This is a genomic window from Sphingobium xanthum (assembly GCF_019737615.1).
Lineage (GTDB): Bacteria > Pseudomonadota > Alphaproteobacteria > Sphingomonadales > Sphingomonadaceae > Sphingobium > Sphingobium xanthum.
This window is the reverse complement of the sequence record NZ_JAHKKS010000001.1, coordinates 338,519-354,337: the sequence shown is the minus strand read 5'-3', so window position 1 is coordinate 354,337 and position 15,819 is coordinate 338,519. Positions and strand designations below refer to the sequence as shown.

At 64.9% G+C, this 15,819-nt stretch carries 17 protein-coding genes; 9 read left to right on the top strand and 8 right to left on the bottom strand.

Going from position 1 to position 15,819, the window contains the following annotated elements; translation table 11 throughout:
* From KM135_RS01775 to glmU, 3 genes are all read right to left on the bottom strand, one after another.
* Positions 1-366, bottom strand: a complete 366-nt coding sequence (locus KM135_RS01775; RefSeq protein ID WP_221712175.1) for a type II toxin-antitoxin system VapC family toxin — start codon at positions 364-366, stop codon at positions 1-3.
* A 6-nt stretch (positions 367-372) separates the two neighbouring features.
* Complete coding sequence (locus KM135_RS01770) at positions 373-606, bottom strand: CopG family ribbon-helix-helix protein (protein ID WP_246605655.1); 234 nt, start codon at positions 604-606, stop codon at positions 373-375.
* 377 nt (positions 607-983) lie between these two features.
* Positions 984-2,357 carry a bifunctional UDP-N-acetylglucosamine diphosphorylase/glucosamine-1-phosphate N-acetyltransferase GlmU gene (glmU, locus tag KM135_RS01765; protein WP_343228123.1) on the bottom strand — a complete coding sequence of 458 codons (1,374 nt, stop codon included), beginning with the start codon at positions 2,355-2,357 and terminating at the stop codon, positions 984-986.
* Positions 2,358-2,445: 88 nt separating this feature from the next.
* On the opposite strand from glmU, the gene KM135_RS01760 reads away from it, so the two are divergent.
* Positions 2,446-3,123 (top strand): HAD-IA family hydrolase, encoded by a 678-nt coding sequence (locus KM135_RS01760; RefSeq protein ID WP_221712173.1) that lies wholly within the window; start codon positions 2,446-2,448, stop codon positions 3,121-3,123.
* Positions 3,124-3,129: 6 nt separating this feature from the next.
* Here the strand turns inward: KM135_RS01760 and KM135_RS01755 are convergent, their stop codons facing one another.
* Genes KM135_RS01755 through KM135_RS01740 form a run of 4 tightly spaced genes read right to left on the bottom strand, consistent with a single transcriptional unit; the run spans position 3,130 to position 5,758 of the window.
* Positions 3,130-4,152: a nucleotidyltransferase domain-containing protein gene (locus KM135_RS01755; protein ID WP_221712172.1), complete on the bottom strand. Its 1,023-nt coding sequence runs from the start codon at positions 4,150-4,152 to the stop codon at positions 3,130-3,132.
* Entirely contained in the window at positions 4,149-5,018 is an 870-nt protein-coding gene (locus KM135_RS01750) for an HprK-related kinase A (RefSeq protein WP_221712171.1), read from the bottom strand. The genes KM135_RS01755 and KM135_RS01750 overlap by 4 nt, the downstream gene beginning before the upstream one ends.
* 8 nt (positions 5,019-5,026) lie before the next feature.
* Positions 5,027-5,311 (bottom strand): HPr-rel-A system PqqD family peptide chaperone, encoded by a 285-nt coding sequence (locus tag KM135_RS01745; RefSeq protein ID WP_343228122.1) that lies wholly within the window; start codon positions 5,309-5,311, stop codon positions 5,027-5,029.
* A 21-nt stretch (positions 5,312-5,332) separates the two neighbouring features.
* Positions 5,333-5,758, bottom strand: a complete 426-nt coding sequence (locus KM135_RS01740; RefSeq protein WP_221712170.1) for a hypothetical protein — start codon at positions 5,756-5,758, stop codon at positions 5,333-5,335.
* A gap of 160 nt (positions 5,759-5,918) precedes the next feature.
* On the opposite strand from KM135_RS01740, the gene KM135_RS01735 reads away from it, so the two are divergent.
* The 8 genes from KM135_RS01735 (at position 5,919) to KM135_RS01700 (ending at position 14,368) form a co-directional block, all read left to right on the top strand.
* Positions 5,919-7,139 carry an ATP-binding protein gene (locus KM135_RS01735; protein WP_246605697.1) on the top strand — a complete coding sequence of 407 codons (1,221 nt, stop codon included), beginning with the start codon at positions 5,919-5,921 and terminating at the stop codon, positions 7,137-7,139.
* A 78-nt stretch (positions 7,140-7,217) separates the two neighbouring features.
* Positions 7,218-8,261 (top strand): substrate-binding domain-containing protein, encoded by a 1,044-nt coding sequence (locus KM135_RS01730; RefSeq protein ID WP_221712168.1) that lies wholly within the window; start codon positions 7,218-7,220, stop codon positions 8,259-8,261.
* Between the two features lie 76 nt (positions 8,262-8,337).
* Complete coding sequence (gene pstC, locus KM135_RS01725) at positions 8,338-9,720, top strand: phosphate ABC transporter permease subunit PstC (RefSeq protein ID WP_221712167.1); 1,383 nt, start codon at positions 8,338-8,340, stop codon at positions 9,718-9,720.
* The gene (pstA, locus tag KM135_RS01720; RefSeq protein WP_221712166.1) at positions 9,717-11,006 is read left to right on the top strand and encodes a phosphate ABC transporter permease PstA; all 1,290 of its coding nucleotides are present in this window, start codon (positions 9,717-9,719) and stop codon (positions 11,004-11,006) included. The genes pstC and pstA overlap by 4 nt, the downstream gene beginning before the upstream one ends.
* A gap of 8 nt (positions 11,007-11,014) precedes the next feature.
* Positions 11,015-11,791, top strand: coding sequence for a phosphate ABC transporter ATP-binding protein PstB (gene pstB / locus KM135_RS01715; protein ID WP_221712165.1), 777 nt, complete (start codon positions 11,015-11,017; stop codon positions 11,789-11,791).
* Between the two features lie 25 nt (positions 11,792-11,816).
* On the top strand, positions 11,817-12,512 hold the full coding sequence (gene phoU / locus KM135_RS01710; protein WP_221712164.1) for a phosphate signaling complex protein PhoU: 696 nt from the start codon (positions 11,817-11,819) through the stop codon (positions 12,510-12,512).
* A 2-nt stretch (positions 12,513-12,514) separates the two neighbouring features.
* Positions 12,515-13,210: a phosphate regulon transcriptional regulator PhoB gene (gene phoB, locus KM135_RS01705; RefSeq protein WP_221712163.1), complete on the top strand. Its 696-nt coding sequence runs from the start codon at positions 12,515-12,517 to the stop codon at positions 13,208-13,210.
* Positions 13,211-13,273: 63 nt separating this feature from the next.
* Positions 13,274-14,368, top strand: coding sequence for a hypothetical protein (locus KM135_RS01700; protein ID WP_221712162.1), 1,095 nt, complete (start codon positions 13,274-13,276; stop codon positions 14,366-14,368).
* 19 nt (positions 14,369-14,387) lie between these two features.
* On the opposite strand, the gene KM135_RS01695 is transcribed toward KM135_RS01700, so the two are convergent.
* Positions 14,388-15,701 carry a porin gene (locus tag KM135_RS01695; protein ID WP_221712161.1) on the bottom strand — a complete coding sequence of 438 codons (1,314 nt, stop codon included), beginning with the start codon at positions 15,699-15,701 and terminating at the stop codon, positions 14,388-14,390.
* Between the last annotated feature and the right edge of the window lie 118 nt (positions 15,702-15,819).

Below are 15,819 nucleotides of genomic sequence, written 5' to 3'. Positions count from 1 at the left end.
TCAGAGAGTGTAGGGGATTCGGATCCCCGGCATGTTTGCCGGAAAATCCTTGGTATTGCGTGTCACCAAGATGGAGCCGTTCACCTGCGCCGTCGCCAGGACGATCGCATCGCTCAGCTTCATCCGCGAGCGATGACGGATATCGACGGCGGCCACCGCGATCCGGCTGTCCACCTCGATCACCTCGAACGGTGCGATCAGGGACTGGATATGGTCGCGCGTCTCAAACGGCTCGCCCGCCAGTATCTCCATCCAGCTGATCCGGCTTATCCGGTGTCGCCGGTAACGGGCCAGTTCGGTCGCCGCCTGCGAGCGCTCCGAGAGCCAGTCGACCAGAATATTGGTGTCGAAAACCGGATCGGCCATTGCGCGTCAGCCGAAATCCCGGTCGTCGCGCATGGCGCGCTGATACTCGACCGCATCGCCGATATCCGTCCGATCCTTCCAGTAGCCAAAGCCGCGCGCGATCCAGTCGTTGCCCTTGCGTCCTCGCACATAGAGGCGCACGGCTTCGCGGACTTCGGCGGCGCGGGATCGATTGTTGCGACGCGCAAGCGCATCGAGCTCGGCAACCTCGTCATCGGGCAGTTCGGCAAGGAAACGCATGATATATTGATATCATATCGTGATATCATTGCAAGCCTGGGCAAAAGAAAAGAGGGCGACATGAGCCGCCCTCTTCCCTTCCCACACAATATGCCTCGCATGCGCCCGCAAGGACGCACCTCCCACGGAGGCAAGCTTTCGAGCCAGCGGACTGACCCGGGAAACAGATTTTTTCGCCCTTGTCAGAGCCTTGCCGGCGGGTGCTGAACCCTTCGGGCCGAGAGCTTGCCGGAGTTCGCTCCGACGTCGCTTCCTTGCCCCTGCATGTGTCACGCCGAGCAGCGCGATGATTGGACGATTTCGACGTGGCCGCGTTCGACGTTTCAATTCATCGCAAGTGGAGAACGTTTTGGCGCGGATGTAACATGATGCCGCTTTCAGCTCTTCTTTTCGGCGGCCTTGCGCTTTCGCATCGCATCATGAAAACGGTCGGCCCAGCCCGGCTTCACGAACTGTTCCGCGCGCACCAGCCGCAGCTCCCCGTCCGCGACATCGCGCGAGACCGCACTGCCCGCAGCGACGATAGCATCGCGACCGATCTTCACCGGCGCGATCAGCGCGCTGTTCGACCCGATGAAGGCGCGATCGCCAATGATCGTCCGATGCTTGAAATAGCCGTCATAGTTGCAGGTGATCGATCCGGCGCCGATGTTCACCTCCTCGCCGACCGTCGCATCGCCGACATAGGAAAGATGGTTGGCCTTCGCGCCCTTGCCCAGCGTCGCGTTCTTGATCTCCACGAAATTGCCGACTCGCGCCTTCTCGCCCAGCACGGCGCCCGGCCGCAGCCGCGCGAACGGGCCGACCGAAACACCGCGCCCGACCTGCGCGCCTTCCAGGTGGCAGAAGGCATGGATGACCGCTCCTTCCTCGATCGTCACGCCGGGGCCGAAGACGACATTCGGCTCGATCGTCACGTCGCGCGCGATCTGCGTGTCATGCGCGAAGAAGACCGTCTCCGGCGCGATCAGCGAAACGCCATCGCGCATTACCTCCGCGCGCCGCGCCGCTTGCCAGCTCGCCTCGACCGCCGCCAGTTCCGCGCGGCTGTTGACGCCCGCGACTTCGCTCGCGCCCGTCTCGATGACCGCGCTCGGCCGCCCGTCACCCATGGCCAGCATAACAATGTCCGGCAGATAATATTCGCCCGCGGCATTGTCGTTGCCGATCCGCGCGAGCAGCGCGAACAGATCGTCCGATCGTACCGCCATCAGCCCGCTGTTGCAGAGGTCCACCGCCCGCTCGGCCTCGTTCGCGTCCTTAAACTCGACCATCTTCTCGATCCGCCCATCCGGCGTCGCGATGATCCGGCCATAAGCGGCGGCATCGTCCGGCCGGAAGCCGAGTACGACGCAGGCTGGCGCATCGGCGCGATGCAGCCGCTCGACCATCGCGCGCATCGTCTCGCCCGTAACCAGCGGCACGTCGCCATAAAGAATGAGTACGTCGCCCACAAAGCCGGTGAGTGCCTGCCTGGCCTGCGCAACGGCATGACCCGTGCCGAGCTGCTCGGCCTGTATGGCGATGTCGATGCCCTTGCCCGCGACCGCCGTCTCCACCTGTTCGCGCCCTGCCCCCACGACCACGACCTGCCGCGCCGGCGCCAGTGCCGCGACGCTGGCGAGCAGATGCAGCAGCATCGGCCGGCCGGCGATGGGATGAAGGACCTTGTGCAGGCTGGACTTCATCCGCGTGCCCTGCCCGGCGGCAAGAACGATCACGGCCAGAGGGGCACTTGACGACGTCGACACGGGCGGAACCTCTCTTTCCTCGAAACGCGCGACGCCCTTGCCATGTTTGACTTGATCGCGCCACCGCGCAACGGGCATGGGCGCGCCGATGGCAAATATTCCTTTCGACATCGTCGGATTCGATCTCGACGGCACCCTGCTCGATACCAGCGCGGACCTGGCGGCAGCGGTCAATCATGCGCTGGCGACCATCGGCCACGGCTCCTATCCGATCGACGAGATCAAGCCATTCATCGGCAAGGGCGCGCGACGCATGCTGGAGCGGAGCCTCGCGGCCGCCGGTATCGTCGATCAGGCGCTGATCGACGAGCTGCTACCTGTGCTGCTCGACTTCTATGGCGCGAACATCGCTGTCCAGACGGTTCCCTATCCCGGCCTGATCGACGCGATGGACGACCTGGCTGCGCGCGGCATCCGGCTCGCCATCTGCACCAACAAGCGCGAGGCCCTGGCACGCAAGCTGCTGGACGAGCTTGGGCTCTCCGCGCGCTTCGCGGCGATCGTGGGCGGCGACACGCTCGGGCCAAACCGGCACAAGCCGTTGCCCGATCTGCTGTTCGACATGGTCGAGAAGGCCGGCGGCGGCCGCACGATCTTCCTCGGCGATACGGACAATGATACGCTGGCTGCGCGCGCGGCGGACATCCCGTCGATTGCCGTCAGCTTTGGCTTCGTCCCCTGCACGGCAGAGGAACTCGGCGCTGATGCCGGGATCGATCATTATGACGAACTCATATCATTGCTGGAACGCTGGCCCGCGACCTGAGCGCCGTCACCCAATCGGCCGATAGCCTTTACGCCATTTCGTCCAGAGATGCCGCGCCAGCATGAGCGGCGGCATGCGCAGCAGGTGCGAACGGAAATAGAAGCCGAGGCGCAGAAAGGGACGCGCTTCCTGCCCCCATGACGTCCGGGTCAGCAGGCGCGCCGCGAACAGACCGTCAAGTACGCCGCCGCCCAGCCAGTCCTTGGGCACCTCCGTTCCGAAGATGCGATGCGACAGCCGCACGGCCCGTCGCATCGGTGCGCGCAACTGATGATGTCGTGAGCGCGCGTCCAGGCCATTCCAGAAGCTCTGGTCCTCTCCATGCTCAATCAGCAGGCAATGAATATCCCACAGATTGCGCAGGCCGCCCGCCATATCCCCGTCGGCAATCAGATGCGCGGCAGCATGGCAAAGCATGTCGTCGATCCGCAGCACAGAAATGCCGTTTGCCAGCGGCATGGCATCGGCAATCATCGCCGCCGCATCCGGGCGTGGTCGCGCGGTCAGCGGCAGGATCGTGTGATGCACGTCGATCATCCGGTCGCGCTCGACATGGATGAGAGGTGGCAGCTCGTGCATCCAGCGGCGATAATATGCCTCATCATAGGGGTCGGGCTTCACCCATTCCCAGCCGGCACCTCGCAAGGCGGCCTCGACCTCGTCCAGCCGGTCGCGTGGTACCAATATGTCGAGATCGCCGATCGCGCGGCCTTGCGCGGCGAGCAGTCCGGCGGCCGCGAAAGCGCTCCCCTTGAGCAGCACCACAGGGCAATCGAGCGGGGCGAGCGCGACCATGGCCCTGTCGATTTCCCAAAGCGCCTGCTGCCGGTCGCGCCGCGCGTCCACGCGGGTGTCCGCGAGGATCGCGGCGACATCGGGAGGCATGGCAAGGCCGTCCAGCTTGTCCGCGATCGTCCCCAGCAGCCTTTCCGCGCGCGCTGCCGTGAGGAGCGCTGTCCATGTCGGCGCATCGAAGCGCGTGACGAGCCCCGGGTCGATCAGCGTCTCCGCGAGCAGAGCGGCGCTCATGCGACCTCGCCCCACAGTGCCTCGACAGCGGCAAGTACGGTCGCGCTGTCCGGATAGTCGAGCGCGACCGCCGGCACAGTGCGCACGAACCGCACCAGCGCGCCGAAGCCCGCTTCCCCCAGCGCGATATAATTGGTCGATGCCTCGGTCAGCCGGACGAACGCCTCGCCCTGCTCGACCGGCCGGTGCGCCTCGGCAAAGCCGTAGCGCGGCAGCAACAGCAAACGAGGCACCGCAGGCTCGGCCATGCGCGCGATCGCCTCGGCATTCGGCACGAGATGGCGGATCGCGCCCTTGGGCGTGCCTTCGAGGCGAGGGCCGATCCGCTCCGGCGTGATGCCGGCAGTCGCGATATCAATGGCCTCGTTCTTGAGGCTCACGAGCCGCGGGAAGGCGAACACCATGCCGCTCGCCGGATCGAGGAGCGCGAACTCGTCGCCCATCAGGCGCCAGCCGCGCTCGCCGAGCATCGCCGCAAGCGTCGATTTGCCGCTGCCGGACTCGCCGGTGATGACCAGCGCCTTGCCGTCCTTCTCGACGCAGGAGGCGTGGAGCAGCACATGCCTGCGCCAGCCGAGCGCCATCTGCAGGTTCATCCCCATCTCGGCTGCCAGCAGGCCATGCTCCAGCGCCATCGGCGCGGCGTCCGGCAGCATGTGATCGCCGGCAATGAAGATCGACGAGCGGATGAAACGCCGCCACGGCTGCACCGGCTGGAGCCTGACCGTAAAATCCGGCACGCGCCGCGCGAAGTCGATGGGCGGATACGCCGCATACAGCCGCGCCAGCGCATCGATCGGCCCACGCCAGGCCGAGCCGATCCGAAAGGTCGCCGGCCCGACGGCGAGGCCAAGCTGATGCCGCATGCCGAAGCTCAGCGCTCGCCCCGGACCAGGCCAAGGTCGATCAGTTCCGCCAGCCGCTGTTCCAATGCCGCTTTCGCTTCGTCATCCGGAGTGTCGAGATCGAAGCGCGCCGCGAGGCGCGCGAGCAGGCCGGCGACGTCCGTGGCCCCTTCGCCCAGGGCTTCGAGGATTTGCGGAACCGGCGCGGCGACAAGGTGCGTCGTGCCCGAACGGCGATGATACAGCGCGTCGATGGCGCCGAGACGTTCGACAATGATCTGGTCAGGCGCCTCGGCCCGGTAGGTCACGGCCACCGCCGGCGAACCCGTGCGGCCCTAGCGCGCGGCCATGAGCGAGGCGTAGCAGGTAAAGCCGCTGCGGCCATGCTGCAGGCGGCGCACATAGTTGAGATAGGCCTGACTCTCCTGGTAGCTGGTGCCGGGCAGATTGCCGCCGCGAAGGCCAGTGCGCACCTGCTCGCCGGTGAAGGTCCGCCCGCCCGGGAAAGATCCGCTCGTGCCCTTTGGCACCATCGTGCCGTCGGGGGCAACCGCCTGACCGGCACGGGCGGGATCGGGCACCGGTATCTCACAAGCCAGAACGGACGTCGCCGCCTGGGCAATGCCCGGCCGCACGGTCAACACGACTGCGCCGGCGGCCGCGCTCAGGCGCAGAAGCTGGCGGCGCGAGGTCGCACCCGCATGCCCGGCCTCATCCTGGCCAGGCTCGTGCTGCGCGTCCGGCCCTTTGCCCTCGTTCATGCGTCTGCCCTTATGCCCATGCTGCGCACCGGCGCCGTGTCACACGGCATCCTTTATTCGGCATCGCAGTCTTTAGCAAAATAATCTAGGGGGCCTCGCCATGGGTCGCATCGATCGCTCGATATGGATTCTGTTCCTTTCTGGGACGGCGGCCGCCGTGATGGTTTTCACGCTCACCCGGAATTGGGAAGCAACCTTCGCCTGTGCCATTGCAGGGCTGTTCGCCATGGCCATGCTGTTCGATGCGCTGGAACGACGCACAGCTTCTCCGCGCGCGCCAATGCTGTCACCGGCAAAAAGCGTTTCCAGCCTGGACGAGATCGATGCGCTGCTCCAGGCACTCCCGCATCCCTGCTTCATCGCGCATCGCGGGCGGATCGAATATTGCAACGAGGCCGCTCTGGCCCTCCTCGGCCGCCACATCATCGGCCAGGATGTGCGCCTTGCGCTGCGTCACCCGGCCGCCATCGATCTTCTGACCGGTCCCAAGACTCTGGACGCGCCCGCCCGCGTCGAGATCGTCGGGCTGGGCACGGCTGAGCAAAGCTGGGAGCTCGACATCCAGCCGCTGCGCGACGACCGGCTGCTGGTCTTCCTGTTCGATCAGAGCGGGCGTCAGGCGACCGAGCGCATGCGGGTCGACTTCGTCGCCAATGCAAGCCACGAATTGCGCACGCCGCTTGCCGGCATATTGGGCTTCGTCGAAACCCTGCGGGACCCCGTCGCTGGGGCCGACGCCGCGACGCGAGAGCGCTTCCTCACGATCATGGAAGGCGAGGCGCGGCGCATGCAGCGGCTCGTCGATGACCTGATGTCGCTCTCCCGCATCGAGGCGGACAAATATCGCGCGCCCGAGCAGCCGGTCGCCCTGCTGCCTCTCGTCGAGGAAGTCGTCGCGGTCTTTCGCCAGAGCCAGAACAAGCGCGCGCAGGACATCGTCGTCGACGTCAGCAATACGGTCCCGGCCATTCGCGCCGACCGCGCGCAGATGAGCCAGCTGCTCCACAATCTCGTCAGTAATGCGCTCAAATATGGCGCGCCGGGCACTCCGGTCACGCTCTCGGCGAGGGCGCTGGACGACGATATGATCGAAGTGGCCGTGGCCGACCAAGGCGACGGCATCACCGCCGAACATCTGCCGCGCCTTACCGAACGCTTTTATCGAATCGATTCGAGTCGCAGTCGCGCCATGGGCGGCACCGGTCTCGGTCTGGCGATCGTCAAACATATCGTGCAGCGACATGGCGGCGTTCTGAATTTCGATAGCAGTGTCGGTGTCGGCACGACCGTAAGGGTGGAATTGCCGCAGTTTCGCAAGGGCGGCGGCAGTGAAGCAGAGATGATCCCGGCCGGCATGCCGGGCGATGTCACAAAAGCGTAATCAAACCGTCACATTGCGGCGACGAACCCGGTTCAAGGCGATTCCGGGTCCCACGCAAATCGCCCCAGGAGATTCTCCATGCGTTACGCATTCGTCGCGGCATCCGTGTTCGCGCTCGCAGCTTGCCAGGGTCAGTCGGGCGGCGGCGCCAGCGCCGCACGCGACCAGATCCGGGCCGTCGGCTCATCGACCGTCTATCCGTTCGCGCAGGAAGCCGTGGGTCTGTTCACCCAGACCAATCCGGGAATGAAGGCGCCGATCATCGAGTCGACCGGCACCGGTGCGGGCATGAAGCTGTTCTGCGCCGGCGTCGGCAGCCAGCACCCCGACATCGAAAATGCGTCGCGCCGCATGAAGAAGTCCGAGTTCGATCAGTGCCAGGCCAATGGCGTCAAGGATGTCGTCGAAGTCCAGATCGGCCTCGACGGCCTTGCCTTCGCTGAAGCCAAGGAAGGCCCTGGTCTCTCGCTCACCACGAAGCAGGTCTATGAGGCGCTCGCCGCCAATCCCTATGGCAAAGGCGAGAACAAGGCGAAGACCTGGAAGGATGTCGACCCCTCCCTGCCCGCCGTCGCCATTTCCGTCTTCGGACCGCCTTCCACCTCCGGCACGCGCGACTCGCTTGCAGAGCTGGTGCTGACCGCCGGCTGCGAGAGCGACCCGGCGATGAAGGCTCTCAAGGGCAGCGACGAAGCCAGGCACAAGCAGCTCTGCACCCAGGTGCGCGAGGACGGTGCCTATGTCGATGCCGGCGAGAACGACAACCTGATCGTCCAGAAGCTCTCGGCAAACCCGCAAGCGGTCGGCATCTTCGGCTTTTCCTTCCTCGACGCCAATCGTGCGACCCTGAAGGACATTCCACTGAACGGCATCGAGGCGACCTATGATGCGGTCGCCAACGGCACCTATCCCGGCGCCCGCCCACTCTACATCTATGTGAAGAAGGCGCATGTCGCTGCGGTGCCGGGCCTCAAAGCTTATGTCGAAGCGATCGCCAAGAACTGGAATCCCGACGGCGCGCTCGCCAAGCGCGGCATGGTCGTGGCACCGGAAGATGTTCGCAAGACCAATAGCGACGTGGTCACCAATCTCACCGTCATGACGGGCGCAGACCTGAAGTGATGGCCATCGATCGGCATGGCGAGCCGCGCGCTCGCCATGCCGCCTTCCGCCCGCGAATCCAGGGGAACACGGCAAGATGACCGGCATGATGATCGTGATGATCATAGTCGCGCTCGCCCTCATCGGGTGGATCGTGGCGCGTGCCCGAGCGACACGCCTCGGCATCGAGGCCGGCCGGCTCGCGACCAACAGCCGGCCGAGCCAGCATGGCTGGTATGTGGCGCTGTGGACAGCCCTGCCGGCACTGGCTTTTCTGGCGGTCTGGGCGAATGTCATGCCGAGCCTCGTGCTCGACAGCGTGCTGACCTCGCCTGCCGCACAGTCGCTTCCGGCCGACGATTTCTCCCGCGGCGCAATCCTGTCCGAAGCCGGCGCGATCGCCAGCGGCGCGCAGACCGCCGCCTTCAATCCGCAGTCGATGTCGCTGGTCGAGCCCTATCGCGCCGCCTATGGCCGCTATTCGACAATCGGCGCCGTGCTCGCCGCCATCCTCGCCTTTGCCTGCGGCGCCTATGCCTTTTCGCGCGTCCGCCCCTCGTTCACCGCGCGCAACCGTGTCGAGCGCGTCGTCATGTGGACGCTGCTTCTCGCGTCGCTCATCGCGATCATAACGACCGCCGGCATCGTCGCTTCGCTGCTCTTTGAGTCGCTGCGCTTCTTCTCGATGGTCAATCCGCTCGACTTCCTCCTGGGTCTCAAGTGGAGTCCGCAATCGGCAGCCATGGGCTATGGCAATGAAGACGCATTCGGTGCCGTTCCGCTCTTCTGGGGCACGATCTTCATCGGCGCGATCATCGCCATGATCGTCGCCATCCCGCTCGGGCTGATGAGCGCCATCTATCTCACCCAATATGCCAAACCACGGACACGCAAGTGGATGAAGCCGATGCTCGAGGTGCTCGCAGGCGTACCGACCGTGGTCTATGGCTATTTCGCCGCGCTCACCGTGGCGCCCGCACTGCGCAATCTCGCCGCCGGGATCGGTATCCCCGGCGCATCGTCAGAAAGCGCGCTCGCGGCCGGCCTCGTCATGGGCGTCATGATCATCCCATTCGTTTCCTCGATGGCCGATGACAGCATCGCCGCCGTGCCGCAGTCGATGCGCGACGGCAGTCTCGCTATGGGCGCCACGACCAGTGAAACGATCCGGCGCGTCCTGATCCCCGCGGCGTTGCCCGGCGTGGTAGGCGGCGTCCTGCTCGCCGTCAGCCGCGCGATCGGCGAGACGATGATCGTGGTGATGGCGGCGGGCCTCGCTGCCAATATGACGCTCAATCCCTTCGCCAGCGTGACGACGGTGACCACGCAGATGGTCCAGTTGCTGACCGGCGATCAGGAGTTCGACAGTGCCAAGACGCTCGCAGCCTTCGCGCTCGGCCTCGTGCTGTTCATCGTGACATTGCTCCTCAACATCGTCGCCTTGCGCGTCGTGAAGAAATATCGCGAGGCCTATGAATGAGCGAGGCTGTTCTCCCCATGTCCGCGACACCTGTTGCCACATCCCGCGCGCCGACTGACTGGAATGGCGAGGCGATGCGCCGGCGCATTGCGCTTCGCTACGCAGCCGAGCGCCGTTTCAGGCTACTGGGTCTCTGCGCGGTGCTGATCTCGGCGGGCTTTCTGGCCTTCCTGCTGATCTCGATGGGCGCCAATGGCGCGCGCGGCTTCATGAGCACGCAGATCAAGCTGCCGGTCGATTTTCCCCGTTCACCGATCATGATCGACCCCGCGATGCTCTCGACCAATCCGGATCAGGTGCTGGCCAACGCCAATCTGCCGCAAGTGATCGAAAGTTCGGCGCAGGCCGCCTTCGGCAAGGATGGCGACGACTATATTTCATCCGGGGCGGTCGCGGCCCTGCGCAAGGCGATCATCGCCGACCCCGGCATTCTGACGCGCAAGGTGACGATCACGGTCCCCGCATCCGCCGGCATCGACCTCGCTGCCAAGAGCGACGGCAGCGAGGCCGACGAGGCAGCGGTTGTAAAACTCGAACAGGCCCGCGCACTCTCGACCGGTTTCAATGGCGGCTTCCTGACCTCCAGCGACGGCACGGACCCGACCGTGGTCGGTATCTGGGGAGCGCTCAAGGGCTCGCTGCTGACCATGGCGATCACGCTGGCGCTGAGCTTCCCGATCGGTGTGTTCGCGGCCCTCTATCTGGAGGAATATGCACCGCGCAATCGCTGGACCGACATCATCGAGGTGTCGATCAACAATCTCGCGGCCGTGCCCTCGATCATCTTCGGCCTGCTTGGCCTCGCCATTTTCCTGAACATGATGCACCTGCCGCGCTCGGCGCCGCTCGTCGGCGGCATGACGCTCGCGCTCATGACCATGCCGGTCATCGTCATCGCCGGACGCAATGCCATCAAGGCCGTGCCGCCGTCGATCCGCGATGCCGCCCTCGGCATCGGCGCGTCGCCGATACAGGTCGTGTTCCACCATGTCTTGCCGCTGGCGCTGCCCGGCATCCTCACCGGCACGATCATCGGCATGGCCCGCGCGCTCGGCGAGACCGCACCGCTGCTGATGATCGGCATGCGCGCCTTCGTGGCTTCGCCTCCGGGCGGAATCACCGATCCGGCGACCGTGCTGCCCGTCCAGATCTTCCTGTGGTCCGACGAGGTCGGCAAGGGCTTCATCGAGAAGACATCGGCGGCAATCATCGTGCTGCTGATCTTCCTGCTGACGATGAACAGCATCGCCATCTACCTGCGCAACAAGTTCGAAAAGAAATGGTGACGACACCAATGGCTGACACGGCAACCACCACGAACAAGATGACGGCGCGCGGCGTCAACGTCTTCTATGGCGAAAAACAGGCAATCCAGAACGTCTCGATCGATGTCGATCTGGAGAATGTGACGGCCTTCATCGGCCCCTCGGGCTGCGGCAAGTCGACCTTCCTGCGCACGCTCAACCGCATGAACGACACGGTCGCCAGCGCCCGGGTCGAGGGGCGGATCACACTCGATGGCGAGGATATCTACGGCTCCGCCATGGACGTCGTGCAGCTGCGCGCCCGTGTCGGCATGGTGTTCCAGAAGCCCAATCCCTTCCCCAAGTCGATCTACGAGAATATCGCCTACGGTCCGCGCATTCACGGCCTGGCGTCCGGCAAGGCCGATCTCGACCAGATCGTCGAGAAGTCGCTGCGCCGCGCCGGCCTGTGGGAAGAAGTCAAGGATCGCCTGAACGACAGCGGCACCGCGCTCTCCGGCGGCCAGCAGCAACGCCTCTGCATCGGCCGCGCCATCGCGGTCGAGCCCGAGGTCATCCTCATGGACGAACCCTGCTCGGCACTGGACCCGATCGCGACCGCCAAGATCGAGGAACTGATCCTCGAACTGCGCGGCAATTACGCGATCGTGATCGTCACGCATAATATGCAGCAGGCGGCGCGCGTCTCGCAGCGCACGGCGTTCTTCCATCTCGGCCGGCTCGTGGAGCAAGGGCCGACCACCGAGATCTTCACCAATCCCCGCAAGGAGCGGACCAAGGATTACATCACGGGCCGCTACGGCTGAAACAGCGACGGACAGGATACGGACCATGACGGAACATACGGTCAAGGCGTTCGACGACGACATCAACGCGCTGCGCGCGCTGATCGCCGAGATGGGCGGCCTCACCGAAGATGCGATCGACAATGCCATGAAGGCGCTGTCCACGCGCAATGTCGAACTCGCCCGCACGGTCGTGGCGGGCGATGCGCGGATCGACGAACTGGACGCGCATATCGAGCGGCTGGTCGTGCAGACCATCGCCCTACGCGCCCCGCTGGCGGACGATCTGCGCGAGATCATCGCCGTCCTCAAGATTTCGGGCATTGTCGAGCGCATGGCGGACTATGCCAAGAATATCGCGAAGCGGGTTGAGACGGTCACCGCGCAAAGCCGCATGGAGCCGCTCGCACTCCTGCCTTCCATGGCGCAAATCGCGCGCGAGATGGTCAAGTCTGCGCTCGATGCCTTCGCCGCGCGTGACGCCAAGCTGGCTCTCGCCGTGATCGAGCGGGATCGGGCGGTCGATGATTTCTACAACTCCATCTTCCGCACCATGGTCACCTTCATGATGGAAAATCAGAAGATGATCTCCGAGAGCGCACACGTGCTCTTCATCGCGAAAAATCTGGAGCGTATCGGCGACCATGCGACCAACATCGCCGAGATGGTCCACTATGTAGCGACCGGCGAGAAGCCGCCCGAGCGCGAGAAGGCGACGATCATCGATACGGTGGAGCGTTGAGCGTGGCCCGCGCCAAGATGCTTCTCGTCGAGGACGATGCCGCGCTGGCGGAATTGCTGACGTGGCATTTCCAGCGCGAAGACTTCGACGTCGCTCAGACGCCGGACGGCGAGGAGGCGCTGATCCTCGCCCAGGAGCGCACGCCGGACATCGTCCTGCTCGACTGGATGGTCGAGAATCTCTCCGGCATCGAGGTCTGCCGCCGCCTGCGCCGCATGAACGAGACGGCCAATGTGCCGATCATCATGCTGACCGCGCGCGGCGAGGAAGAGGATCGCGTGCGCGGTCTCGAAACGGGGGCCGACGACTATGTCACCAAGCCCTTCTCCCCGCGGGAGCTGATCGCGCGGGTTAACGCCGTGCTGCGCCGCGTGCGCCCTGCGCTGGCGGGCGAAGTGCTGATCTTCGGGGATCTGGAGATGGACACGGTCGCCCACAAGGTGCGGCGCGCCGGCGCTCTCGTTCCGCTGGGTCCGACCGAGTTCCGCCTGCTGCGCCATCTGCTCGAGCATCCCGGCTGGGTGTTCTCGCGCGAGCGGCTGCTGGATTCCGTGTGGGGGCAGGACAGCGAGATCGAGCTGCGGACGGTCGATGTCCACATCCGGCGCCTGCGCAAGGCGATCAATGCCGGCGGCGCACCCGATATCATCCGGACCGTGCGCTCGGCCGGTTACTCGCTGGACGCCGACGCAGCCTGAATTGCTGTATTGTATCACTAAGGCACTAATGTTACCTTCTCCGCCAAACAGGGGAGGTAACAGATGTACTCCAATGCCGATCTCGACGATGCCGTCGATGCGGGTGTCCTGACCAGCGACACCCTACTCGCGTTCCGCAGCTTCATCGCGGAGCGCCACAAGACCAGCCTGGTGGACGAAGAGCAATTCCGCCTGCTGACGGGTTTCAACGACATTTTCGTCGCCATCGCGGGCGTCATCCTGCTCGTTGCCGTCGGAAGCCTCGGCACGCTGATAGGGACATCGACCGGGATGGTCCGCGATCATGCCCATATGGAATCGCCTCTGGCCGGCATCCTGGTCGCCGGCACGGCCTGGGCGCTCGGCGAATATTTCACGCGGCAGAGGCGCATGGCGCTGCCTTCCATCATCTTCCTGCTGGCTTTCTCGATCGGGATGTTCTGGAGCCTGACGGCGAGCGGCCTCATGATCGTCGGGCAGGACCATGACGATCAGATGGCCGTCGGCATCACGATCGGCATCAGCGGTATCCTGACGGCGCTGGCGACCTATCTGCACTGGCGCCGCTTCGCGGTTCCAATCACGATCGCCGCTCTTGTTGCGGCGCTTGTCGGGGCCGTCATCGGCTTTGTTGGCGCCAACAACGCGATCGACGATCTACTTTACTGGCCGATGCTGATCTGTGGCATCGGGGTGTTCGCCTTCGCCATGCGCTGGGACATGTCGGATCGGGATCGCCGCACGCGCCGCTCGGATGTCGCCTTCTGGCTGCACATGCTTGCCGCGCCGCTGATCGCGCACGCGCTCTTCCATCTGCTGCACGCCTTCGATCACGATCTCTCGACCGGCACCGGCCTTCTGGTGGTGCTGCTCTATATGCTCTTCGGACTTGTAGCCCTTGCGGTCGATCGGCGCGCGCTGCTGGTATCGTCGCTGGCTTATGTGCTCTGGGCACTGCAGAGCCTGTTCGAGCAGGTCGGTGCACTACAATTCGGCATGGCCCTCACCGCGCTGGTAATCGGGTCCGCACTCCTGCTGCTCTCGGCGCTCTGGCACAAGGCTCGTGCGCTGGTTGTCGGCTGGTTGCCGGGCGATCTCGCCATGAGATTGCCGCCGGCAAGCGACCCTGGACCTGCTTCGCGGGCAGCGGCAGCCTGACGCGCGGCGCTATGCGCGCTTAGAAATCATACTGCGCGCGGAGGCCGAACACATCGACATCATAGTCGTTGAGCGCGCCGATCAGGACCGGTGTGTCCTCGACGCTGACCCGAAGATAATTGGCCAGAAACTTGACGCGCTCGATCGGCACCCAGACCAGCGAAGCGCCCAGCGTGCGCTGCGTGCCGCCGCGCACGCTTGCATCGTTGAGATCCAGCCAGTCGTACCGCAGGTTGACCTGCCAGGCGCCGGCACCGCCCTTGTCGATGCCCTTGGTCGGCCGGATGGCCCCGAACGCGCCTTTGCTGTAGCCGCGGCCCTTCCCGCCCGCAAAGACATAGCCGATCTCGCCATAGCCGCCGAAGAAGGTCGGATCGCTGAAGTTCGGGCGGTCGACATGCTGCCAGAACGCTTCCGACGCGACATGGAACGGCCCGTGGCCCAAAGCGAATTCCAGACCATAGCCCGTTTCGGACGTGGCGCTGAACGCCCCCGTATCGACAAACCGCATGTCAGTGGTTCGTGCGCCCGGCCGCGCCCGGTAGCGCAGAGGCGCAAACAGGCCCTGCAATTCCCGCCGATGCAACGAACCGCCGACATGAAGCTGCGTGCCGCCGATCTTCGGCATGTAGACGAGGCGCCCGTTCAGCGAGAAGCTGTCATCCTTCACGCCCGTGCCCATCGTCTCAAGGTCGTCCGCGAAGGCGCCGACATTCAGCAGAAAATTCCCCTTTGCCAGCGCGACCGAAACGCCGAGGCGCCGCTCGAAACCAAAGGCCTGCGTGAAGGACGCACGTTCCAGCATGCTCGTCTCGAGATCGCTGGTCAGCTCGTCGAGGCCTCCGAAAGTCTTGTGGTTGCCGATAGTGACGGTGAGCGGCCCCTTCTCAAAAGTGAGCCACGCATCAGTCAACAAAGCCGAGCCGGTCGCGACATCCACCTCCAGCCGATAACCGAAACCGCCGCCCAATGCGCCGTCCACACCGATATAGGCGCGGCGCACATCCGACGACCAGCCGAGCGTCGGAGCGCCCGAGTTGCCGGGCCGCGATACATAGCTTGTATCGAGTTGCAGGCGCCCGCGCGGCTTGAAGGTGATGCCCTTGCCGTTCGACATTTGCGGAGCACCGCGCCAGGTGATGCTGGTCTCGGGCGCTGCCGCTGCGGCTTGCTGCGGCGCGGGCGCGACGGGCGTCGAGGTTGCCGAGGGCGCCGCCACGACCGCCTGCGTTTCGACCTTGTTCAAGCGCCCTTCCAACTGCTCAAGCTGCGCGCGCAGACGCGCGATCTCGGCCCGCATGGCAGCGACGTCCGTTTCGCCTTCCTGTGCCATGGCCGATACCGGCATGAGACACAGAGAAGCGGCCAGGACAGTGAAACAAGCAGTGGATCGCACGAATTCGCTCCGGTGGGTCTGGGGGCAGAAGGGCGCGGCTATGACATTTTGATTA